This is a genomic window from Shumkonia mesophila (assembly GCF_026163695.1).
Lineage (GTDB): Bacteria > Pseudomonadota > Alphaproteobacteria > Rhodospirillales > Shumkoniaceae > Shumkonia > Shumkonia mesophila.
Genome location: NZ_JAOTID010000012.1, coordinates 98,992 through 119,216, shown reverse-complemented (window position 1 = coordinate 119,216; position 20,225 = coordinate 98,992). Strand labels below are relative to the sequence as shown.

The window sequence follows — 20,225 nt, the reverse complement described above, 5'->3', positions numbered from 1 at the left end:
CCGGCCTTTCGCGTAGGGCGGGAAGCGGCTACAGGCTCCAGCCCGGGCGCTGCACGGCGTGTTCCTGGAGTTGTTGGGTGACGTGCGCGAAGGCTTCGTCGACCGAGTCGGTCTTGAGAAAGAGGTCGAGGTCGGCCGCGTCGATCATGCGATAGCGGACCAGGGCGTCGAAGTTCAGCACCTCGTTCCAGAACGAGGCGCCGAACAGCACGATGGGGATGCGCTTCTTGAGCTTGTGGGTCTGGGCCAGGGTCAGCAACTCGAAAAATTCATCGAGAGTTCCCATGCCGCCGGGGAAGCAGATGATCGCCTTGGCGAGATACACGAACCAGAATTTGCGCATGAAGAAGTAGTGGAACTCGAACAGAAGCTGGCGGGTGACGTAGGGGTTCTCGTGCTGCTCAAAGGGCAGCGAGATGTTGAGCCCCATGTTGAGCCCCTTGGCCTCCGAGGCGCCGCGGTTGGCCGCCTCCATGATGCCCGGGCCGCCGCCGGTGCAAACGATGAAGCGTCGCCGGTTGTCGTCCAATCCCTTCGACCATGTGGTCAGGCGGTTGGCCAGTTCGCGCGCGTCCTCGTAATAGCGCGACATGCCGAGCCACTCCTCGGCCTCGGCAACGTCGCCGCCCGCCGCGCGGACTTCGGCGAGTTGCTTCTCGGCATCCTCGCGCGACGGAATGCGGGCCGAGCCGTACATGACGATGGTGTCGCTGATGCGCAGGCTCTCGAAGCGGGCTTCCGGTTCCAGGTATTCGGCCAGGATGCGCACCTGCCGGGCCTTGCTGCTGTGCAGGAAGTCCTCGTTGAGGTAGGCCTTGACCAGGCGGTTCTTGGGGGACTTGGGCATGTTCCGGTCCAATCGTTGGGTTTCGGCTTGGCGGGGACGGTCGTCAGGCATGGGCGGTCTGCGGCGGCCTGGCCAGCCGTTCGGCCAAGTCGCTCAAGTCGGCCGCGGTTTCGGTGCCCGCCGGGAAAGGGCTGGGGCGGCCGGGGGGGACGCGCCCGATGAAGCGCAGGCCGGTTTCGTGGGCCGTCTCGTGATCGAAGAGGGCGTCGCCGATGAAGACGGCGCGTTCCGCCGCCAGCCCATGGCGGACCAAAAGCTCGCGCACGATCGGTGGCTTGCGGGGCGGCGAGCCGCGCAGTTCGCGGAAATAGCCGGTCATGGCCCGCCGCTCGGCGATGCGCCTGATCTCGCCTTCCGGCGTGCCGGTCACCACGAAAAGCGGCAGGCGGTGGGCGTGCGCCTCCAGGAAGTCGCGGGCGCCGGTTACCCACGGGCAGGTCGCCACCGCATCCTCGACCGTGCGCGAGTAGCGCTCGGCGAGGAGGCCGAGTTCGGCCTCGGTAAGGTGGATGCCCAGGAAGGCCTCGTGGGCGTGGCGGATCTTCTCGACCCGCGAGATGCCTTCCTTGCCGTCGATATAGTCCATGACGCGCGCCAGAATGGACGGGCCGTAGCCGGCGTACAGCCGCTCGAAGGCCTCGACCTTGATGGCGTTGGATTCGACGAGGACGCCGTCGAAGTCGAAAAAGATGGCTTCGGGGAAAATGGCCTCACTCCTTCCTGTCGTCGCCGCGCCAGCGCGCCGCCGCGTCGTCGTCCTCGGCCCGCGCTTCCACCCAGCGGGGGCCGTCCGGTCCCTCTTCGCGCTTCCAGAAGGGGGCTCGGGTCTTCAGCCAGTCGATCAGGAACTGGCAGGCGTCGAACGCCGCCTGGCGGTGGGCCGACGCGGTGGCCACCAGGACGATGCGCTCTCCCGGCGTGAGCCGGCCATGGCGGTGGACGATCAGCACGTCCTCGAGCGGCCAGCGGGCGCGGGCCTCGGCCTCGATGCGGGCCAGCGCCTTCTCGGTCATGCCCGGATAGTGCTCCAGCGTCATCGCCGTCACCGGGCCCGCCGGCGAGCGGTCGCGCACCAGTCCGACGAAGGCGCAGACGCCGCCGATGGTGGGGTCGCCCTCGCCCAGACGAGCCAGCTCGACTCCGGGGTCGAAATCCTCGCGCTGCAGGCGGATCATCGCTCAGCCCCCCGTCATCGGCGGGAAGAAGGCGACCTCGTCGCCGGGGCCGACCGGGTGCTCGGGGCCGACCGCCTCCTGGTTGACGGCGACCCGCACGCGGCCGGGATCGCCCAAGGCCTCGGCGTGCCCCTCGCTGCGGCTCTTGAGCCAGGCGACCAGCGAGCCGACGTCGCCGACGGCGGCGGGCGGGCTCACCTCCTCGCAGTCGACGCCGATCCGTTCCCGGACCCAGGCGAAATAGAGAACCTTCATCGAAAGACCTCCGCGAACGGCAGGAAGTCGACGGCATCGCCTTCCTTCACCGCTTCCATCCATTCGGGCAGCTCGACCAGGCCGTCGGCGGCGACCATCGAGGTCAGGATGCCCGAGCCGTCGGCGGCGTACTTGACGGCGCGCGGCTCACCAGCGGCGTCGGTGACGAGATGGGCACGCAGGAACTCGCGCCGCCCGACCTTCTTGCGGTAGGCGAAGGCGGTGCGCACCTTGTAGAAGCGGGGGGCCGTGTCGCGCCGTCCGGCCAGGGCCAGGATCACCGGGCGCACGATCCTTAAGAAAGTGACCATGGCGGCCACCGGGTTACCGGGCAGCCCGGCGAACACGGCGCCGCCCACCTGGCCCAGGGCCAGCGGCCGCCCCGGCTTGATGGCGAGGCGCCACAGGTGCAGGCGGCCCAAGGCCTCGACGGCGGCGCGCACGTGGTCCTCGTCGCCCAGGCTGATGCCGCCCGAGGTGACGATCAGGTGATGATCCGCCGCCGCCCGCTCCAGCGCCTCGCGCACGGCGGCAAGGGAATCGGGCAGGATGCCCAAGTCGGTGACGGCGCAGCCGAGGCCGGCCAACAGCCCGCCGACGACATAGCGGTTGGCGTCGTAGATGCAGCCGTCGGGCGCCGGGGAACCCGGATCGCGCACCTCGTCGCCGGTCGAGAACACGGCGGCCCGCAAGGGGGTGCGCACGGCGAGCGTGGCCCGGCCCACCGAGGCGGCCAGCCCGATCTCCTGCGGGCGCAGGCGGACGCCCTCCTCCAGGATGATGTCGCCGGCCCGCACGTCCTCGCCCCGGCGGCGGGTGTTGACGCCGGCCCGCAGGCCGGGGCCGAACACCACCGTTTCGCCCTCCAGCCGGCAGTTCTCCTGCATGACGATGGTATCGATCCCTTCCGGTACCGGGGCGCCGGTGAAGATGCGCAGCGCCTCGCCCGGCCGGGCCGGCCGTTCCAGCGGATGGCCGGCGGCGACGCGCCCGGTGACCGGCAGACGGGTTTCGCCGTCGGCGGCGACGTCGGCGAAGCGCACCGCGAAGCCGTCGACGGCGGCGTTGTCGTGCGGCGGCACGTCGCGCTCGGCCTTCAGCGTCTCGGCCAGCGTGCGCTCCAGCGCCCGGGCCAGCGGCACCGTCTCCACCCCGGCCACCGGCTTGATCCGTTGGGCCAGCAGCGCCAGCGCGGCGTCGAGTTTCATCAACTCGCCGGCCGGCGTAAAACAGTCGTTAGCAGCCGTGGTCATCGCCGCCTCCGCGCCCGAGGTTGAAGTGGGTCATGACGAAGGCGGCGATCGCCCCGACGTCGGCCAGCGGCAACACCGGCAGCGCCAGGCCCGGCAGCGCCTCGTCGCTGGCCACCGCCACGACGGTGGGGTCGGTGGTCGCCAGCAGCGGCTTGCCGAGGGCCGGCCGGTGAACCTCCAGCTTGGCGAAGCGGTGGCTCTTGAAGCCCTCGACCAGGATCAGGTCGACGGCCGCCATCCGGCGGATCAGCGCCTCCATGTCCGGTTCCGCCACGTCCCGGAGTTCGTGGATGAGGGCCCAGCGCTTGGGCGAGGTCACCAGCACCTCGGTGGCGCCGGCTTCGCGATGGCGGTGCGAATCCTTGCCCGGCTTGTCGATGTCGATGTCGTGATGGGTGTGCTTGACAGTGGAAACCGCCAGGCCGCGGCCGACCAGTTCGGGGATGAGGGCGGTCACCAGCGTCGTCTTGCCGCTGCCGCTCCACCCCACCACGCCGAACACCCGGGCCGCCACCGCGTCATGCCTCCGCTGTGATCGACGGAAAGAAGAAGACTTCCTCGGCGCGTCGCGGACCCGTCATCGCCCGGGCCTCACCCGCCGCCGTCGGTATCGGTCATGTGACGGAGGCCGACCCGCAGATAGTCGTACCCGGTGATCAGAGTCAGGACGGCGGCGATCCACAGGCCGCAGATGCCGATGTCGGCGGTGCCGACGGGGCCGAAATCGGGGCCGACGTCGCCGACGATGAGAAAGCCCAAGGCGATCATCTGCAGCGTCGTCTTCCACTTGGCCAACTGGCTGACCGGCACGCCGACCCGAAGTCCGGCCAGGAACTCGCGCAGCCCCGAGACCAGGATCTCGCGGCACAGGATGACCATGGCCGGCAACACCGTCATGCCGGCGATGCGGTCGTTGGCGACCAGCATCAGCAGCACGGCCGAAACCAGCAGCTTGTCGGCGATGGGATCGAGAAAGCGGCCCAGCGCCGACTGCTGGTGCAGCGCGCGGGCCAGGTAGCCGTCGAAGAAATCGGTGACGCAGGCATAGGTATAGGCGGCCAGCGCCAGCCAGCTGCCCAGCGGCGGGTCGAGCAGCAGCAGGCCGATGATCAGGCCGATGGCCAGGATGCGCGACAGGGTGAGCAGGTTGGGCAGGTTGTTGGCCATGGGTGCTTTCGAAGTCGGAGGCGCGGCGCACGGCACCGCTCGCGCGGCTATTTTAGCCGCCCGAGTGGAACCATTCATAGATTTTGTTGGCGATCTCCCGGCTGATGCCGTCGACCGCTTCCAGATCCGTCCGCCCGGCCTCGGCCACCGCCCCGGTCGAGCCGAAGTGATGGAGCAGCGCCTTCTTGCGCTTGGCGCCGATGCCGGGGATGGCGTCCAGCGCCGACTTGCCGAGCCCCTGGGTGCGCCGGGCGCGCTGGGTGCCGATGGCGAAACGGTGCGCCTCGTCGCGCAGCCGCTGGAGGAAATAGAGCACGGGGTCGCGCGGCGCCAACGATGCCGGCGGCCGGCCGGGCAGGAAGATGCGCTCGCGCCCGGCATTGCGATCGGGCCCCTTGGCGATGGCGGCTACCGCGACGTCGTCGATGCCAAGTTCGGCGAACACCTCGAGCGCGATGGCCAGCTGGCCGGCGCCGCCGTCGATCAACACCAGGTCGGGCCACTGCTCGCGCCGGCGCTCGGGATCCTCCTTGAGCGCGCGGGCGAAGCGCCGGGTCAGCACCTCGCGCATCATCGCGTAGTCGTCGCCCGGCGCCATCGCCTCGTCCTCCGTCGCCGCGTCGCCGCCGCGGATGTTGAACTTGCGGTAGGCCGGTTTCATGAAGCCGTCGGGGCCGGCCACGATCATGGCGCCGACCGCCTGGGTGCCGCCGATGTGGCTGTTGTCGTAAACCTCGATGCGCCGGGGCGGCGCGTCGAGGTCGAGAGAGTTTGCCAGCCCTTCGAGAAGCTGGCGCTGCGTCGTGCTTTCGGCCAGCCGGCGGGCCAGGGCGTCGCGGGCGTTGGCGGTGGCGTGACGGACCACGTCGTGCTTCTCGCCGCGTTCCGGCACCACCAGGCTGACCCGCCTGCCGGCCCGCACCGATAAAGCTTCGGCGACCAGGGCGGCGTGGGGCGGCCGGTGGCTGAGCAGCAGGGTGGGCGGCGGCGGATGGCTGGCGTAGAACTGGCCGAGGAAGGCCTCCAGGACGTCGCCGATCTCTTCCTCTCTGGCGTGACTGGGAAAATAGGCGCGGTTGCCGTAGTTGCTGCCGGCCCGGATGAAGAACACCTGGATGCAGGTCTGCCCGCCCGCCTGGTGGGCGGCGATGACGTCGGCGGTGCCGACGCCCCTGAGGTTGACGTCCTGGTGGGCCTGCACCCGGGTCAGCGCCTGGATGCGGTCGCGAAGCTGGGCCGCCGCCTCGAACTCCAGGCGGTCGCTGGCCTCCTGCATGTGCTGCGCGAGCTGGCGCTGGATGGCCTGGCTGCCGCCGGTGAGAAACTCGCGGGCCTGTTCGACCAGGGCGTTGTAGCGGGGGGCGTCGATGCGCCCCACGCAGGGCGCACTGCACCGCTTGATCTGATGCAAAAGGCACGGCCGGGTGCGCGCCGCGAACACGGCGTCGGTGCACGAGCGCAAAAGAAAGGCGCGCTGCAGGGTGGCCAGCGTCTCGTTGACCGCCCAGGCCGAGGCGAAGGGCCCAAAATAGTCGCCCTTGCGGGCGCGCGACCCGCGATGCTTGAGCACCTGGGGAAATTCGTGGTCGCCGGTGACCAGGATGGCCGGGAACGACTTGTCGTCGCGCAGCAGGATGTTGTAGCGCGGCTTCAGGCGCTTGATCAGGTTGGCCTCGAGCAGCAGGGCCTCGGCCTCGGTATGGGTGGTGACGAACTCCATCGAGGCCGTCTCCGACACCATCCGGCGCAAGCGGTTCGGCTGGCGCGCCAGTTTGGTGTAGCTGACCACCCGCTTGCGCAGGTTCTTGGCCTTGCCGACGTAAAGCACGTCGCCGGCCTTGTTGATCATGCGATAGACGCCCGGCCCGGCGGGCAGGGTGCGCAGGTGGCCTTCGATGACGGCGACTCCGGCGACGGGCGGTGGTTCGCCTATAGGTGGTGGCGAATCGGCGGCGGCCACCGGCTCTCCGTCGCGGCCGTCGGCGGCGGCAAGGTTCGCGGGGTTCCAGGCGCTCGTGGGTTCGCGATTCATGTCTGCTATGTGGCCGATTCGAAGCGTTCCGTCAACGCGGCTGGGGGGCCGATCGCCAACGGCGAAGCCGAATTTCCGGGGCCCGCCGAACTATCCACGATTCCTGTGGATAACACTGTTGATTTCACGATTCGGCTGCCCGCCGTCCTATTGATTCCGCCGCTTTTCTCTCTATGCCTAAAAAAAGTGCAACTGGCTAACGTACTGATTTTAAACGCCAAATCAAAAGTCAAGCAAAGTCCAGGGGAATATGTGGAAAAACTGCAATACTTTCGTCATCAAAGGGAAATATTCCGGCGCCTGTGCACAACTCTCCCGGAAAAAGCAGTGAAGACCCGATTCTGCAAGGGCTTGCGCGGAGATTTGAAATCGACGGCCTAATGGCGCACGCGCTCGATCTCGACGCCCACGCTTTGGGCGTCGGCGAAGACGTCCAGCTTCTCGACGCGCACCCGGGCCGACAGGATGCGAATGTCCTTCAGGCAAAGGGCCGCAATGTCCTCGGCCAGGGTTTCCACCAAATTGACGTGTCCTCGCGCGACGATTGCGCGGATGCCGTTGGCGACGGTCTCGTAGCAGACGACATTGGCGAGGTTGTCGCCCAGCGGCTCAACCGCTTCGCGGACCGCCAGGTCGAGGTTGATGCGGATGCGCTGCGCTTCGAGCTGCTCGTGGCGATGGACCCCGATCGAGCACGGCAGCACCATGTCGCGGATGAACACGTGGCGCACGGCGTTTCGCGCATCGGCGATTCTCAAGGGACGGACGACATTGGCGCGGTCGGTGGTCATGGAATGGTCTCCTGGCGGGCGGCCGTCCGCCCGTCTTCTCCTTATTCGTCGGCGGCCTTGGTCCGGCCCGACGGCGCCCAGCCCAGATGCTGGCCGCCGTCCAAGGCGATCATTTGGCCGGTCATCGAGGGGGCGTCAAGGATGAAGCGGATGGCCTCGCAGATTTCGCCGGGGTCGACCTTGCGGGCCAGGGGCACCGCCTGCCACTGGCGGCGGAACTGTTCTTCGCTCTGGCGCAAGCTGGGCAGCGTCGGTCCGGGGCCGACCGCGTTGACGCGGATGCGGGGTGCCAGGGCCAGGGCCAGGGTGCGGGTCAGCGTCCACAGCGCCGCCTTGCTGACGGTATAGGAGGTGAACGCGCCGGTCAGGTTCCACACCCGCTGGTCGATGACGTTGATGACGTTGCCGGCAACCCCTTCCGGCAGTTGGGCGGCGAAGCGCTGGACCAGCACGAAGGGCGCCCGCAGATTGATCTGCATGTGCGCCTCCCACGATTCCTTGGTGGCGGTCTCGGGCGAATCCTTCTCGAAGATCGAGGCGTTGTTGATCAGGCAACCGATCGGCCCGACCGCGTGGGCGGCGCGATCGAGCAGGGCGGCGCACTCCGCTTCGACGGCAAGGTCGGCGCGCACCGGCTGGGCCCGGCCGCCGCTCTTGAGGATCTGTTCGCACACCGCCGTCGCCTCGGCTTCCGACGTGTTGTAGTGGACGGCGACGGTCCAGCCGCGCTCCGCCAGGTCGAGCGCGACCGCCCGGCCGATCCGCTTGGCGGCGCCGGTGATCAGCGCGGAACGGAGAGGTGTTGCATCCATGGCCCGAGAATGGGTCACCGCGGGCGGCGATGCAAGGGGCTGGCGGACGCCTCGCCGGCGCCGGCCAGCGGGCCGAAGCGGGCGACCAGCGCCTCATAGACCTGCCGCTTGAAGGGGACGGCCAGCACGGGCAGGGCGTCGACGGGCACCCATTTCCAGTCGCTGAACTCGGGCCGTTCGCTGGCGGCGAGGTCGATGTCGGCGTCGCGGCCCTCGAAGCGCAGCGCGAACCACTTCTGCTTCTGGCCGCGATAGCGGCCGTTCCACAGCCGGGCGGCCAGGCTGCCGGGAAAGTCGTAGGCGACCCAGCCGGGCATCTCGCCGATCACGGTGGCCCGGTCGGTGCCGATCTCCTCGGCGAGTTCGCGCAGGACCGCCTGGCGGGGCGTCTCGTTTCGCTCGATGCCGCCCTGCGGCAGCTGCCAGGCCGGCTCGTCGCGGTCGGCCCGCTGGCCGACCAGGACCCGGCCGTCGCGGTTGATCAGGAAGGCGCCGATGCAGCGGCGATAGGGGCGGGCCCCGGCGCGTCGGGCGGTCATGGCAGGGGCTGGCGGTCGGTGACGGCGGACACCGGCGCCAGCACCACGTCGCGTCCCTCCAGCGAGGCGGTCCAGGCGATCAGTCGCTCGACCGTCACCGGCAGCGGCTGGGCGAGGGCGACGGCGGCGCCGTTCTTGCGCGCCAGATCCTCCATTTCGGTCAACCGCTTGGTGATGGCGGCGCGCGAGGGAATCTGGTCGATCTGCACGTCGGCCAGCGCGCGCGGCATGCCCATCTGCTTGGCGATGGCGGGGCCGACCGATTTGCGGCTGGCGCCCGAATCGACGTACAGCAATCCCCGCCGGCCGATGGCGTCGAGCATGGGACCCATCTGCACGTCCTCGACGGTGAACTGCGAGCCCATGGCGGTGACGACGCCGACATAGCCCGACATCCGGCTCAGCAGATAGTTCAGGCGCTTCAGGTTGTCGCCCGGGCCGATCGCCGTGACCAGGGCCCGCGGCCCGGCGTCGCGCACGGGAAACTCGCTGGCTTCCATGGGCAGGGTCAGCAGCACCTCGTGGCCCAGCTTGCGGGCCGCGGCGACCCACTCCTGCAGGCCCGGGGCATAGGGATCGAAGGCCAGGGTGACGGCGGCCGGCAGATACTGGATGGCGCCCTGCGTGGCGTCGCGGGCAAGTCCCAGTCCCGTCATGATGACGGCGATGCGCGGCCGCCGGTCTCCGGCCGGGAAGGGGCGCGCATAAACCTGCCAGGCCAGGCGGCCGTCCTCGCCGATCTTGGGCAGCGGCCCTTGCGGACTCTGCTCGACGAGCCCGGCGTCGGGGGCCGGGACGAGCGGCGGCGAGGATGGCGGCAGCGGCAGTTCGGCGAAGGTGGCCAGCCGGACCGGCGGCGCGACCACCCCGGCCCCCGGTCCCTCGGCCTGGCCGGCCAGGGAGTTGAGCGTATCGGTGGCGCTTTTCGGCGGACCGGCCGGCTCGCGCGGCTGGCCGGGGCGGGGCGGAATGTCGAGGATGACGCGGTTGGGATCGAGGTGGGTCAGGCTGCCCACGCCCGGCAGCATGTCGTCTCCCAGCAGCCACCACGCGCCGCCGGCCACCGCGCCGACGGCCACCAGCAGGACGGCCGCCGCCAGCACCAGGGTCTTGCGGCTTTTGCGTCCGCCGCCGGATGTCTCCTCGGCGAGGAAGTCGTCGCCCTCGTCGCCCTCGCCCTCGCCTTCACCCTCGGCGTCCGGCGGCTCCTTCTCGGGTTTGACCGCGGCCGGTTCGTCCTCGGCGAGCCCGTCGTCTTCGTCGAAGTCTTCTTCTGCCGCGGTCTTCTTGCCGAAGAGCTTGGGAAATTTCACGCCGCCGCTTCCTTCATTGCGTCGCGCCGCAAAGCGGCCGCCCGGCTAGCGGGCGGCGCCGGCCCGACTGGAATAGAGCGAGATCCCCCGCAGCAGGTCGAGCGCCCGGGCCAACTGGTAATCCTCGGCCGCCGGCTCGTCGGTGGCGACGGCCGGGGGCACCGGCTCCGTCGGCGCGTCGCCGTTCTTCAAGGCGCCGCGAAGATCCGCCTCGCGCCGCCGCTCGGGCACCGCGTCGGCCTCGATATGCGCCTGCTGCACCTCGATGTCGGGGGCAATGCCGACCTGCTGGATGGAGCGGCCCGACGGCGTGAAATAGCGCGCCGTGGTCAACTTCATGGCGCCGCGTCCGGCGGCCAGCGGGATGATGGTCTGCACCGAGCCCTTGCCGAAGGACTTGGTGCCGAGGATCAGCGCGCGGCCGTGGTCCTGAAGTGCGCCGGCCACAATCTCGGAGGCCGACGCCGAGCCGGTGTTGATCAGCACGACCATCGGCAGGCCCTTGATGACGTCGCCCGGCCGGGCGTTGAAGCGCTGGGTGTCCTCCGGCCGGCGCGAGCGGGTGGAGACGATCTCGCCCTTGTCGAGGAAGAGGTCGGACACGCCGACCGCTTGGTCCAGAAGGCCGCCCGGGTTGTTGCGCAGGTCGAGCACGATGCCTTGCAGGTCTTTGGCGGATTCCTCGTAAAACTTCTCGACCGCCTTTTCGATGCCGGCCTTGGCCTGCTCGTTGAACTGGGTGACCCGGACATAGCCGATCTTGCCCTCGAGATGCGAGCGCACCGATTGGATCTTGATGATGGCCCGGGTCAGCGTCACCTCGAACGGCTCGCGGCCGCCGCGGCGGATGGTCAGCTTGATGTCGGAACCGACCTTGCCGCGCATCCGCTTGACGGCCTCGTCGAGGGTCAGGCCCATGACCGGCTCGTCGTCCAGGTGGCTGATGATGTCGCCGGCCTCGACGCCGGCCTTGGCGGCCGGGGTCTCGTCGATGGGGGTCACCACCTTGACCAGCCCGTTTTCCATCGTCACCTCGATGCCGAGGCCGCCGAACTCGCCGCGCGTCTGCACCTGCATCTCGCGGAAGCTTTTGGGGTTCAGGTAGGACGAATGGGGGTCGAGCGCGCTCAGCATGCCGGTGATCGCGGCCTCGACCAGTTGCTCGTCGGTCGGTTCCTCGACGTAGTCGGAGCGCACCCGCTCGAAGACGTCGCCGAACAGGTTGAGAAGCTGATAGGTGTCCGAGCCCGGCTTGCCCTCATCCTGCGCCCGCGCGAAGGGAGCGGCCAACACGGCCGTGACGATGGCGACCATGAAAAGACGGTATTTCATCCGCTTACCTTGTCCTTCTGCGATGCCAGCCAGGGAAGGGGGTTGATTGGCTGTCCGTTGCGCCGTAGTTCCATGTAGAGAACCGGAATCCCCCGGTCCGCACTTTCCATCACACCGACCGGTTCGCCAGCCGCCAGCCATTGTCCAGGGACGGTGTCGATCCGGGTCAGCCCGGCGAGCAGGGTATGATATCCTTCGCCGTGTTCGAGGATCAAGATTTGCCCATAGCCGCGGAACTGGCCGGCATAGACCACCAGGCCGTCGTAAGGGGTGACGACCTGGGCGCCGATGCGGGTCTCGATGGAAATGCCCTTGCGGGTCAGCCCGGCGTCGGTGGTCTGCCCATAGCGGCCCACCAGGTGGCCGACCACCGGAAAGGGCAGCTTGCCGCGGGCCTTGCTGATGGGGATCAGGTCGCCGCTTTCCGCCGGCGCCCGTTCGGCGGCCGGCGGCGGCGCGACCGGGGTCGCCGGGGTCAACGCCGCGACCTTCGCTTTCTCCCGCTCCCGCTCGCGGCGGGCTTTTTCCTCGGCCGCCCGCGCCTGCCGTTCGGCGTCGCGGCGGCGGCCTTCCTCCTCGATCTTGGCCAGCAGGTCGCGCAGGTCGCGGGCCTCGCCGGCCAGGGCATCCACCCGTACGGCGGCGGCGCGGCTTTCGGCGTCGGCCTGGCGTTTGAGCGCGCTCTTGCGTCCGACCAGGCCGTCCAGCCGCCGGCGTTCGGCCTTTAATCCCTCGGTCGCCGCCGCCAGTTCGACCCGCCGTTGCGACGCCGCCTGCCGGATGGTGCCGATTTCGGCCAGCTCGGCGCGCAACGCCTCGGTGCGCCGCTCGATCTCGGGCACGGCGGCACGCAGCAGGATGGCGCTGCGCACGACGTCGGAGGCTGCCATCGGCTGCACGATCAGCGCCTCGGGCGGATGGCGCGCGATGCGCTGGAGCGCCATCAGCGCGCGGTCGAACTGCGTGCGCCCGGTGGCGAGGCCCGCCGTCTTCGCGGTTTCGGCACGGCTCAGCTCGGCCAGCCGCGCCTCCAGGCGGGTGACCTCGGCCTCGTGGCTCTGGGTGGCGGCGGCGGCGGCGATCATCTCGCGGCGCAGCGTCTGGACTTCGTGGTCCAGGGCCTCGGCCTTGCGCTGGCTGGCTTCGCTTTCCCGGCGCTTTTCCTCGATCGCGCGATCGATTTCCTTAAGCCGGGTCCCCGGATCGCCAAGCCCCTGGGCGGCGACCGGAGCGGCAGCCGATGCCAGGAGAAGGACGGAAATCAGGGCGGTGGCCGAAAGGCCGCAATGCAATCGCCAGCGGGGTGGGGGGCTCGACACCTTATCCGGCGGCGGCTTTGCGCGCGCCCTCTTCAAGAAGCAGCGATCGGCCGGTCATCGCGGCGGGCTGCGGCAGGTCAAGGAAGCGAAGCAGCGTCGGCGCGATGTCGGCCAGGCGTCCGTCGCGAAGTTCCCCGGCCCAGGCGGGCCCGTTGACGAGCACGATCGGCACCGTGTTCAAGGTGTGGGCGGTGTGCGGCTGTCCGGTCTCGGGGTCGCGCATCATCTCGCAGTTGCCGTGGTCGGCGGTGACCAGCAGCACGCCGCCGGCCTTGACGATGGCGGCCTCGACGCGGCCCAGGCAGGCATCCACCGTTTCCACGGCCTTGACGGCCGCCTCCAGGATACCCGAATGGCCGACCATGTCGCCGTTGGCGAAATTGGCGACGATCAGGTCGTACTTGCCCGAGCCGATGGCCTCGACCAGGCGGTCCGTCACCTCGGGCGCCGACATCTCGGGCTTGAGGTCGTAGGTGGCGACCTTGGGCGAGGGCACCATGATGCGGTCCTCGCCGTCGAACACCTTCTCGCGGCCGCCGTTGAAGAAGAAGGTGACGTGGGCGTACTTCTCGGTCTCGGCGACCCGAAGCTGGGTGAGGCCGGCCTCCGACACCACCTGGCCCAGGATGTCCTTGAGGTCGACCGAGGTGAACAGCGCCGGGAAAAAGGCGTCGAGCTCGTCCGAATATTCGGCCATGCCCAGGCGGGCGGCGAAGGCGGGGACGCGCCGGCGCGTGAAGCCGCTGAACGCCGGATCGGCAAGCGCGGTCAGGATCTGGCGCACGCGGTCGGCGCGGAAGTTGGCGACCAGAAGGCCGTCGCCGTCCTTCATGCCGGCGTAGCCGTCGATGACGGTGGGCAGCACGAATTCGTCGGCAATGCTTTCGTCATAGCTGCGCTGGATGGCGCTGACGGCGTCCGGGGCCTGGCGCTCGGCCGCGGCGTCGACCAGGGCGTTGTAGGCCCTTTCCACCCGCTCCCAGCGCTTGTCGCGGTCCATGGCGTAGTAGCGGCCGCTGACCACGCCGACGCGAAGCCCCGTCACGTCGGCGGTGTCGGCCAGGAATTTCTCCATGTAGCCCCTGCCGCTGCGCGGCGGGGTGTCACGGCCGTCCATCAGGGCGTGGACGATCACCGGCACGCCGGCCGTCCCCACCGCGCGGGCCAGGGCCACCATATGGTCCTGGTGGGAATGGACGCCGCCCGGCGACATCAAGCCCATCAGATGGCAGGCGCCGCCGCTTTTCCTGAGCGCCGCGATGAAGTCCAGAAGCGCCGGATTTCTGGCCATCGAGCCGTCGGCCGCCGCCAGGTCGATGCGCGGCAGGTCCTGCATGACCACGCGGCCGGCGCCGATGTTCATGTGGCCGACCTCGGAATTGCCCATCTGGCCGTCGGGCAGGCCGACTTCCAGGCCCGAGGCGTAGAGCCGGGCGCGCGGGTTGGTTGAGGAAATGCGATCCCAGTTCGGCGTCTTGCCGATGGCGATGGCGTTGAAGTCGGTGTCGGCGCGGTTGCCCCAGCCGTCGAGGATGCACAACATCGCGGGACGCGGCCGGGCGCGGCCTGGTTTTTCGGTCAACATGCCTTGAATATAGGTCGAATTGCCGGGGTTACGATAGGGTCTAGCCACTTTATGCCCGATGATACGGATGGCCGGCAAGAATGGACTGGGCGCGGAAGATCTGCTCGGCGATCAGCCCGCGCACCAACAGATGAGGCCAGGTCATCGGGCCCAGTGACAGCACCAGATTCGCGGCCTGGCGCACCGCCTCGTCGAGGCCGTCGGCGCCGCCGATCACGAAGGCCACGTGGCGGGTCCCCTCGTCGCGCAGGCGGCCCAGGCGTTCGGCCAACCCGGCGCTGGTCAGCGGACGCCCCTTCTCGTCCAGCGCCACCACAAAGGCGCCGGCCGGCAGCGCCCCCAGCAGCAGTTCGCCCTCGCGGCGCCGCCGCTCGGGCGCCGCCAGCGGCCGTTTCTCCTCGACCTCGATCAGGACCGGCGGCGGGACGACGCGTTCGGCAAAGCGTTCGAACACCGCCCGCTCGGCGGCGTGCGCGCGCCCTCCCCCGAAGCGGCCGACCGCCGCGATATGAAATTGCATGATCCGGCTCCGCCCCGATGGCGCGTGGGCTTCCGCCCCCGCCCGGCGGGGTTCAGGCGTTGATCTGGACCGTGGACTCCGTGGGGCGGGCGGCCGCCGGCTCGCTCCACATCTTTTCGAGGTTGTAGAACTCCCTCACTTCCGGGCGGAACAGGTGGACGATGACGTCGTGGGTGTCGAGCAACACCCAGTCGCACTGGGTGGCGCCCTCGACGGCGACGCCGGCGACGCCCTTGGTTTTCAACTTTTCCCGGAGATGGTCGGCCATGGCGCCGACCTGGCGCTGTGAGGTTCCCGAGGCGATGACCATGAAGTCCGCGATGCTGGTCTTGCCGTTCAGATCGATGACGACGACGTCCTGCGCCTTGTCGTCATTCAGGGACTGTTGCACCAGCGCGAGCACGTCTGCCGCCGCCGGTGGCTTCTGGGTGCGTCGTGGGATGACCGTTCCTTTCCTATCCGTTGTGATCTGCGGTTCGCCGGGCGCGGATACGGCTGGCTGACGCCCCGTGCAGCGGGGTTCTCAGGAAAACCCAGGCCGGCGGCGTCATCGCCGCCAGATCCGAGGCCCGAGAAGCCAATTGCCGGGCCGCCGCAAATTGCCGGGCCGCGCGCCCGAACCGTGCCTTTAAAGAATACGAAGGCCTCGCGAAAACTGCAATGGGAACGGCGCGAAAGACATCGCGCCAGCGCTTCCAGCGCGGCAACTGCACCAGGATGTCGGCGCCCATCAGCCAGACGAAGCGGAGCCCGGGAAAACGGGCCTTCAGCGCAACCAGGGTGTCGGCGGTGTAGCGGGTGCCGAGTTCCGCTTCGATGGCGCCGACGCGGATGCGCGGATCGGCCGCCGCCCTCGCGGCGCCGGCCAGCCGGTCCTCCAGCGGCGCCATGCCGGCCTGCGGTTTCAGGGGGTTCTGCGGCGACACCAGCCACCACACCTGATCGAGCTTCAGGCGCCTGAGCGCCAGCAGGCTGACGTGCAGGTGCCCGGCGTGGGCCGGGTTGAACGAGCCGCCCAGCAGCCCGACCCGAAGCCCGGCGGGCGGATCGGCCGGGATGACGTTCAAGGCCGAACCTGCCCGGTTCCGCGCACGACGTACTTGAATGTGGTCAGCTGCTCGACGCCGACCGGGCCCCTGGCGTGCAGCTTGCCGGTCGAGATGCCGATCTCGGCCCCCATGCCGAACTCGCCGCCGTCGGCGAACTGGGTCGAGGCGTTGTGCATGACGATGGCGCTGTTCACCCGGGCGAGGAACCGCTCGGCCGCCGCCGCGTCCTCGGTGATGATCGATTCGGTGTGCTCCGAGCCGTACCTGGCGATATGGGCGATGGCGGCGTCGATGTCGTCGACCACGGCGACCGACAGGATGGCGTCGAGGTATTCGGTCGACCAGTCTTCCTCGGTGGCCGGCCCGATGCGGGGATCGGCCGCCCGCGCGCGGGCGTCGCCGCGCAGCTCGCAGCCGGCGGCGATCAGGTCGTCGGCGATCGGCTTTAAGTGGGTGGCCACGGCGTCCCTGTGGACCAGCAGCGTCTCGGTGGCGCCGCAGATGCCGGTGCGCCGCATCTTGGCGTTCAGCGTCACCTTGCGCGCCTTGCCCAGGTCGGCGGCGCGGTCGATGTAGGTGTGGCAGATGCCTTCCAGGTGCTTGAACAGCGGGATGCGGCTTTCCGCCGTGATGCGCTCGATCAGCGAGCGGCCGCCGCGCGGCACGATGACGTCGATGGTGTCGGTCATGGTCAGCATGACGCCGACCGCGGCGCGATCGGCGGTCGGCACCAGCTGGATGGCGGCGGCGGGCAGCCCGGCCTCGGCGAGGCCGGCGGCCAGGCAGTCCATGATGGCGGCCGAGGAATGGAAGCTTTCCGAGCCGCCGCGCAGGATCGCCGCGTTGCCGGCCTTGAGGCACAGCGCCCCGGCGTCGGCCGTCACGTTGGGCCGCGATTCGTAGATGACGCCGATGACGCCCAGCGGCGTCCGCACGCGGGCGATGCGCAGGCCGTTGGGGCGGTCCCATTCGGCCATCACGGACCCGACCGGATCGGGCAGGGCGGCCACGTCTTCCAGGCCCTTGGCCATGGCCTCGATGCGGGCGTCGTTCAGCATCAGGCGGTCGAGCAGGGTGGCGCTCAGGCCCTTCTGCTTGCCGGCCGCGATGTCCTTGGCGTTGGCGGCCATGATCGCCGCGCGGTCTTCGCGGATGCGGCGGGCGGCGGCCGTCAGCGCGGCGTTCTTGGCGGCCGTCGGCGCGGTGGCCAGTTGGGCGGCGGCGGCCTTGGCGGCGGCGCCTATCCCTTCCATCAGAAGGTCGATATCGGCCTTGTCCGTTGTGGCGATGGTCATGGTTCTGTTCTCCGGCGTCCTGTGGCCAGACTGCGGAAAAATTCGCTATTTCCCGTCACTCCCGCGAACGCGGGAGTCCAGAAGCCGGGGGTGAACCTGGATTCCCGCCTGCGCGGGAATGACGTCATGGATATAGCGAGCATTTCATCACTCTCCAGGCGCCGCTCTCAGGTCAGCACCAGGTCGTCTCTGTGGATCATCTCGTCGCGGCCGCGAAAGCCCAGGATGGCTTCGATCTCGCGGCTCTTGTGGCCGAGAATGCGCCTGGCGTCCTCGGCCGAATAGGCGACCAGGCCGCGCGCCACCTCGCGCCCGCCCTCGTCGCGCACGATCACCGCGTCGCCGCGCTCGAAGCTGCCCGACACCTTGGCCACCCCGGCCGGCAGGATGCTCTTGCCGGCATGCAGCGCCTTCAGCGCCCCGTCGTCGAGCACGATGTCGCCGACCGCCTTGAGCGTGCCGGCGATCCAGCGCTTGCGCGCGGTGTGCGGCGTCGCGCCGGGCAGGAACCAGGTGCAGCGCGCGCCTTCCTCGATCCGCTTCAAGGGATTCAGGTGGTTGCCGGCGGTCAGCACCATGCGGCAGCCGACGTTGAGGCAGACCCGGGCCGCCGCCAGCTTGGTGACCATGCCGCCGACCCCGAAGCCGGGCAGCGAGGCGCCGGCCATGGCCTCGATCTCCGGCGTGATCTCGGTAATTTCCGGCAGGTGGCGGGCGTTGGGGTCGGTGTGCGGGTCGGCCGTGTACAGGCCGTCGATGTCGGATAAGAGGACCAGGACGTCGGCGGTGGTCATGGCGGCGACGCGGGCGCCCAGGCGGTCGTTGTCGCCGAAGCGGATCTCGTCGGTGGCCACCGTGTCGTTCTCGTTGATGATCGGCACCGCGCCCAGCTTCAGGAGCGTGTTCAGCGTGTTGCGGGCGTTGATGTAGCGCCGGCGGTTCTCGCTGTCGTCCAGCGTCAGCAGGATCTGGGCGACGGTGATGCCGTGCACGCCCAAGCACTCCTGGTAGGCGCCGGTCAGGCGGATCATGCCGGTGGCGGCGGCGGCCTGCTTTTCCTCCAGCCGCAGCTCGCCGTCGGCGAAGCCCAGCTGGCGCCGGCCGGCGGCGATGGCGCCCGAGGAGACAAGGATCACTTCCTGGCCGCGCGCCCGGCAGCGCGCCACGTCGTCGGCCAGCGCCTGCAGCCATTTCTTGTGGATGGCGCCGCTCTTGGCGACCAGCAGGGCCGATCCGATCTTGACGACGATGCGTTTGCCGGTCGCCAGGTAATCGTTCTTCGCTCCGCTCATGGCACGAACGGTCCTCCGCCTTCCTCGCTGTCCTGGGCCTTGTCCCGGCCCTTGGTGATGAATGCCCGAAGCTCGCGCAGCACCGCCTCGACGCCGAGCCCGGTGGCGCCCGACAGGATGGCGACGGGGTGGCCGGCGGCGGCGGCGAGTGCCGCCGACTTCTCGGCGATGGCCTCCGCCGTCAGGGCGTCGCACTTGTTGAGCGCCAGCACCTCGGGCTTTTCGGCCAGCCCGCCGCCATAGGCGGCCAGCTCGTTGCGAATGGCGCCATAGGCCTCGGCGACGTCCTCGGCGGTGCCGTCGACCAGGTGCAGCAGCACGCCGCAACGCTCGATGTGGCCGAGGAATCGGTCGCCCAGGCCGGCCCCCTCGTGCGCCCCCTCGATGAGGCCGGGGATGTCGGCCAGTACGAACTCGCCGTTATCGACGTGAACGACGCCCAACTGCGGATGCAGCGTGGTGAAGGGATAGTCGGCGACCTTCGGACGGGCGCGCGACACGGCGGCCAGGAAGGTCGACTTGCCGGCGTTGGGCAGGCCGACCAGTCCGGCGTCGGCGATCAGCTTGAGGCGCAGCCACACCCAGCGCTCCTGGCCGGGCCAGCCGGGGGTGGTGCGCCGCGGCGCCTGATTGGTCGAGGACTTGAAATGGGTGTTGCCGAAACCGCCGTCGCCGCCGCGCGCGAGGTACGCGCGCTGGCCGACCTCGGTCATGTCGAGCAGCACGGTCTCCTTGTCCTCGTCGAGGATTTGCGTTCCGACCGGCACGCGGATGACGGTGTCCTTGCCGCCGGCGCCGCTGCGGTTCTGGCCCATGCCGTTTTGGCCGCGGTCGGCCTTGAAGTGCTGGCGGTAGCGGAAATCGATCAGCGTGTTCAGCCCGTCGGCGCACTCCACGACGACGTCGCCGCCGCGCCCGCCGTCGCCGCCGTTGGGGCCGCCGAACTCGATGAACTTCTCGCGGCGGAAGGCCACGCAGCCGTCACCGCCGTCTCCGCTCTTCACGAAGATCTTGGCTTCGTCGAGAAACTTCATTTCCCGGTCCCCGAAAACCCGCTTGACGACCCCCGAATCAAAAAGGGGGAATGGCTGGCCATTCCCCCGCTTTTTTCAGCGAATGGCCAGGGCCTCCTCAGGCTTTCGACGGCTCCACCACGATGTAGGTGCGGCCTTGCGCCTTGTGCCGGAACTTCACCTTGCCCTCGACCTTGGCGAACAGCGTGTGGTCGCGGCCCATGCCGACGTTTTCGCCGGGATGGAACTGGGTGCCGCGCTGGCGCACGATGATGTTGCCGGGCGCCACCAGTTCGTCGCCGAAGTGCTTGACGCCCAGGCGCCGGCCGGCGCTGTCGCGTCCGTTGCGGGAACTGCCGCCTGCTTTCTTATGCGCCATGACCGGTTACTCCTTCGACTTGGCGGGTTTCTTGGCGCCGGCCTTGGCCGTGCCGCCCGACTTCGCCGCCTTGGGTTTGGATTCGCTCTTGGCCTTCGCCGCCGCTTTCGGCTTGGCCTTCGATTCGGCCTTCGCCTTCGGCGCCGCCTTGGCCTTGGCTTTCGCCTTCACCGGGGCGTCGCCGTCGTCCTCGGCGGCCTCGACCTTCGGCTTCGCCGCCTTGACCTTGGCTTTCGCCTCGAAGGCCGGCTTCTCGC

The 20,225-nt window shown here is 69.4% G+C and carries 23 protein-coding genes; 1 reads left to right on the top strand and 22 read right to left on the bottom strand.

Features of this window, described 5'->3' with window-relative positions; genetic code table 11:
- Window positions 1-28: 28 nt before the first annotated feature.
- The 8 genes from ODR01_RS18325 to uvrC form a co-directional block, all read right to left on the bottom strand.
- Window positions 29-847: an LOG family protein gene (locus tag ODR01_RS18325; protein ID WP_316979144.1), complete on the bottom strand. Its 819-nt coding sequence runs from the start codon at window positions 845-847 to the stop codon at window positions 29-31.
- Between the two features lie 43 nt (window positions 848-890).
- A complete protein-coding gene (locus tag ODR01_RS18320) occupies window positions 891-1,538 on the bottom strand; it encodes an HAD family hydrolase (RefSeq protein WP_316979200.1) in 648 nt (215 codons plus the stop codon).
- A 19-nt stretch (window positions 1,539-1,557) separates the two neighbouring features.
- On the bottom strand, window positions 1,558-2,022 hold the full coding sequence (locus tag ODR01_RS18315; RefSeq protein WP_316979143.1) for a molybdenum cofactor biosynthesis protein MoaE: 465 nt from the start codon (window positions 2,020-2,022) through the stop codon (window positions 1,558-1,560).
- A gap of 3 nt (window positions 2,023-2,025) precedes the next feature.
- Window positions 2,026-2,277: a molybdopterin converting factor subunit 1 gene (gene moaD, locus ODR01_RS18310; RefSeq protein WP_316979142.1), complete on the bottom strand. Its 252-nt coding sequence runs from the start codon at window positions 2,275-2,277 to the stop codon at window positions 2,026-2,028.
- Window positions 2,274-3,530: a molybdopterin molybdotransferase MoeA gene (locus tag ODR01_RS18305; RefSeq protein ID WP_316979141.1), complete on the bottom strand. Its 1,257-nt coding sequence runs from the start codon at window positions 3,528-3,530 to the stop codon at window positions 2,274-2,276. Before ODR01_RS18305 ends, moaD begins: the two co-directional genes overlap by 4 nt.
- Window positions 3,514-4,044, bottom strand: coding sequence for a molybdopterin-guanine dinucleotide biosynthesis protein B (gene mobB / locus ODR01_RS18300; protein ID WP_316979140.1), 531 nt, complete (start codon window positions 4,042-4,044; stop codon window positions 3,514-3,516). The genes ODR01_RS18305 and mobB overlap by 17 nt, the downstream gene beginning before the upstream one ends.
- A gap of 77 nt (window positions 4,045-4,121) precedes the next feature.
- Window positions 4,122-4,697, bottom strand: coding sequence for a CDP-diacylglycerol--glycerol-3-phosphate 3-phosphatidyltransferase (gene pgsA / locus ODR01_RS18295; RefSeq protein ID WP_316979139.1), 576 nt, complete (start codon window positions 4,695-4,697; stop codon window positions 4,122-4,124).
- Between the two features lie 52 nt (window positions 4,698-4,749).
- The gene (gene uvrC / locus ODR01_RS18290) at window positions 4,750-6,729 is read right to left on the bottom strand and encodes an excinuclease ABC subunit UvrC (RefSeq protein WP_316979138.1); all 1,980 of its coding nucleotides are present in this window, start codon (window positions 6,727-6,729) and stop codon (window positions 4,750-4,752) included.
- A gap of 9 nt (window positions 6,730-6,738) precedes the next feature.
- Here uvrC and ODR01_RS18285 point away from each other — a divergent pair, with 9 nt between their 5' ends.
- A complete protein-coding gene (locus ODR01_RS18285) occupies window positions 6,739-7,110 on the top strand; it encodes a hypothetical protein (protein WP_316979137.1) in 372 nt (123 codons plus the stop codon).
- Here the strand turns inward: ODR01_RS18285 and ODR01_RS18280 are convergent.
- The 14 genes from ODR01_RS18280 to rpmA form a co-directional block, all read right to left on the bottom strand.
- Window positions 7,107-7,520 carry a dihydroneopterin aldolase gene (locus ODR01_RS18280; protein WP_316979136.1) on the bottom strand — a complete coding sequence of 138 codons (414 nt, stop codon included), beginning with the start codon at window positions 7,518-7,520 and terminating at the stop codon, window positions 7,107-7,109. The genes ODR01_RS18285 and ODR01_RS18280 overlap by 4 nt on opposite strands.
- A 41-nt stretch (window positions 7,521-7,561) precedes the next feature.
- Complete coding sequence (locus ODR01_RS18275; protein ID WP_316979135.1) at window positions 7,562-8,332, bottom strand: SDR family oxidoreductase; 771 nt, start codon at window positions 8,330-8,332, stop codon at window positions 7,562-7,564.
- Between the two features lie 14 nt (window positions 8,333-8,346).
- Window positions 8,347-8,871: an RNA pyrophosphohydrolase gene (locus tag ODR01_RS18270; RefSeq protein ID WP_316979134.1), complete on the bottom strand. Its 525-nt coding sequence runs from the start codon at window positions 8,869-8,871 to the stop codon at window positions 8,347-8,349.
- Complete coding sequence (locus tag ODR01_RS18265; protein WP_316979133.1) at window positions 8,868-10,184, bottom strand: divergent polysaccharide deacetylase family protein; 1,317 nt, start codon at window positions 10,182-10,184, stop codon at window positions 8,868-8,870. Before ODR01_RS18265 ends, ODR01_RS18270 begins: the two co-directional genes overlap by 4 nt.
- A 45-nt stretch (window positions 10,185-10,229) precedes the next feature.
- A complete protein-coding gene (locus tag ODR01_RS18260; protein ID WP_316979132.1) occupies window positions 10,230-11,516 on the bottom strand; it encodes a S41 family peptidase in 1,287 nt (428 codons plus the stop codon).
- Window positions 11,513-12,835 (bottom strand): murein hydrolase activator EnvC family protein, encoded by a 1,323-nt coding sequence (locus ODR01_RS18255; RefSeq protein WP_316979131.1) that lies wholly within the window; start codon window positions 12,833-12,835, stop codon window positions 11,513-11,515. Before ODR01_RS18255 ends, ODR01_RS18260 begins: the two co-directional genes overlap by 4 nt.
- Window position 12,836: 1 nt before the next feature.
- Window positions 12,837-14,378: a 2,3-bisphosphoglycerate-independent phosphoglycerate mutase gene (gene gpmI, locus ODR01_RS18250; RefSeq protein WP_316979130.1), complete on the bottom strand. Its 1,542-nt coding sequence runs from the start codon at window positions 14,376-14,378 to the stop codon at window positions 12,837-12,839.
- 91 nt (window positions 14,379-14,469) lie between these two features.
- Entirely contained in the window at window positions 14,470-14,940 is a 471-nt protein-coding gene (rlmH, locus tag ODR01_RS18245) for a 23S rRNA (pseudouridine(1915)-N(3))-methyltransferase RlmH (protein WP_316979129.1), read from the bottom strand.
- A gap of 52 nt (window positions 14,941-14,992) precedes the next feature.
- On the bottom strand, window positions 14,993-15,343 hold the full coding sequence (rsfS, locus tag ODR01_RS18240; protein ID WP_316979128.1) for a ribosome silencing factor: 351 nt from the start codon (window positions 15,341-15,343) through the stop codon (window positions 14,993-14,995).
- A gap of 52 nt (window positions 15,344-15,395) precedes the next feature.
- Window positions 15,396-16,007, bottom strand: coding sequence for a nicotinate-nucleotide adenylyltransferase (locus ODR01_RS18235; protein WP_316979127.1), 612 nt, complete (start codon window positions 16,005-16,007; stop codon window positions 15,396-15,398).
- Window positions 16,004-17,284 carry a glutamate-5-semialdehyde dehydrogenase gene (locus ODR01_RS18230; RefSeq protein ID WP_316979126.1) on the bottom strand — a complete coding sequence of 427 codons (1,281 nt, stop codon included), beginning with the start codon at window positions 17,282-17,284 and terminating at the stop codon, window positions 16,004-16,006. The genes ODR01_RS18235 and ODR01_RS18230 overlap by 4 nt, the downstream gene beginning before the upstream one ends.
- A 167-nt stretch (window positions 17,285-17,451) precedes the next feature.
- Window positions 17,452-18,576 carry a glutamate 5-kinase gene (proB, locus tag ODR01_RS18225; RefSeq protein WP_316979125.1) on the bottom strand — a complete coding sequence of 375 codons (1,125 nt, stop codon included), beginning with the start codon at window positions 18,574-18,576 and terminating at the stop codon, window positions 17,452-17,454.
- Window positions 18,573-19,610 (bottom strand): GTPase ObgE, encoded by a 1,038-nt coding sequence (gene obgE / locus ODR01_RS18220; RefSeq protein WP_316979124.1) that lies wholly within the window; start codon window positions 19,608-19,610, stop codon window positions 18,573-18,575. Before obgE ends, proB begins: the two co-directional genes overlap by 4 nt.
- A gap of 97 nt (window positions 19,611-19,707) precedes the next feature.
- Window positions 19,708-19,968 carry a 50S ribosomal protein L27 gene (gene rpmA, locus ODR01_RS18215; RefSeq protein WP_316979123.1) on the bottom strand — a complete coding sequence of 87 codons (261 nt, stop codon included), beginning with the start codon at window positions 19,966-19,968 and terminating at the stop codon, window positions 19,708-19,710.
- Window positions 19,969-20,225: the final 257 nt, after the last annotated feature.

What these genes read in the sequence shown, in the direction of transcription:
- ODR01_RS18305 (WP_316979141.1), bottom strand. Translation starts at nt 3,530, where the DNA reads ATGACCACGGCTGCTAACGACTGTTTTACGCCGGCCGGCGAGTTGATG.
- ODR01_RS18260 (WP_316979132.1), bottom strand. Translation starts at nt 11,516, where the DNA reads ATGAAATACCGTCTTTTCATGGTCGCCATCGTCACGGCCGTGTTGGCC.
- rpmA (WP_316979123.1), bottom strand. Translation starts at nt 19,968, where the DNA reads ATGGCGCATAAGAAAGCAGGCGGCAGTTCCCGCAACGGACGCGACAGC.
- pgsA (WP_316979139.1), bottom strand. Translation starts at nt 4,697, where the DNA reads ATGGCCAACAACCTGCCCAACCTGCTCACCCTGTCGCGCATCCTGGCC.
- ODR01_RS18325 (WP_316979144.1), bottom strand. Translation starts at nt 847, where the DNA reads ATGCCCAAGTCCCCCAAGAACCGCCTGGTCAAGGCCTACCTCAACGAG.
- uvrC (WP_316979138.1), bottom strand. Translation starts at nt 6,729, where the DNA reads ATGAATCGCGAACCCACGAGCGCCTGGAACCCCGCGAACCTTGCCGCC.
- ODR01_RS18270 (WP_316979134.1), bottom strand. Translation starts at nt 8,871, where the DNA reads ATGACCGCCCGACGCGCCGGGGCCCGCCCCTATCGCCGCTGCATCGGC.
- ODR01_RS18230 (WP_316979126.1), bottom strand. Translation starts at nt 17,284, where the DNA reads ATGACCATCGCCACAACGGACAAGGCCGATATCGACCTTCTGATGGAA.
- gpmI (WP_316979130.1), bottom strand. Translation starts at nt 14,378, where the DNA reads ATGTTGTGCATCCTCGACGGCTGGGGCAACCGCGCCGACACCGACTTC.
- obgE (WP_316979124.1), bottom strand. Translation starts at nt 19,610, where the DNA reads ATGAAGTTTCTCGACGAAGCCAAGATCTTCGTGAAGAGCGGAGACGGC.
- ODR01_RS18315 (WP_316979143.1), bottom strand. Translation starts at nt 2,022, where the DNA reads ATGATCCGCCTGCAGCGCGAGGATTTCGACCCCGGAGTCGAGCTGGCT.
- ODR01_RS18280 (WP_316979136.1), bottom strand. Translation starts at nt 7,520, where the DNA reads ATGACCACCGACCGCGCCAATGTCGTCCGTCCCTTGAGAATCGCCGAT.
- ODR01_RS18275 (WP_316979135.1), bottom strand. Translation starts at nt 8,332, where the DNA reads ATGGATGCAACACCTCTCCGTTCCGCGCTGATCACCGGCGCCGCCAAG.
- rlmH (WP_316979129.1), bottom strand. Translation starts at nt 14,940, where the DNA reads ATGCAATTTCATATCGCGGCGGTCGGCCGCTTCGGGGGAGGGCGCGCG.
- moaD (WP_316979142.1), bottom strand. Translation starts at nt 2,277, where the DNA reads ATGAAGGTTCTCTATTTCGCCTGGGTCCGGGAACGGATCGGCGTCGAC.
- proB (WP_316979125.1), bottom strand. Translation starts at nt 18,576, where the DNA reads ATGAGCGGAGCGAAGAACGATTACCTGGCGACCGGCAAACGCATCGTC.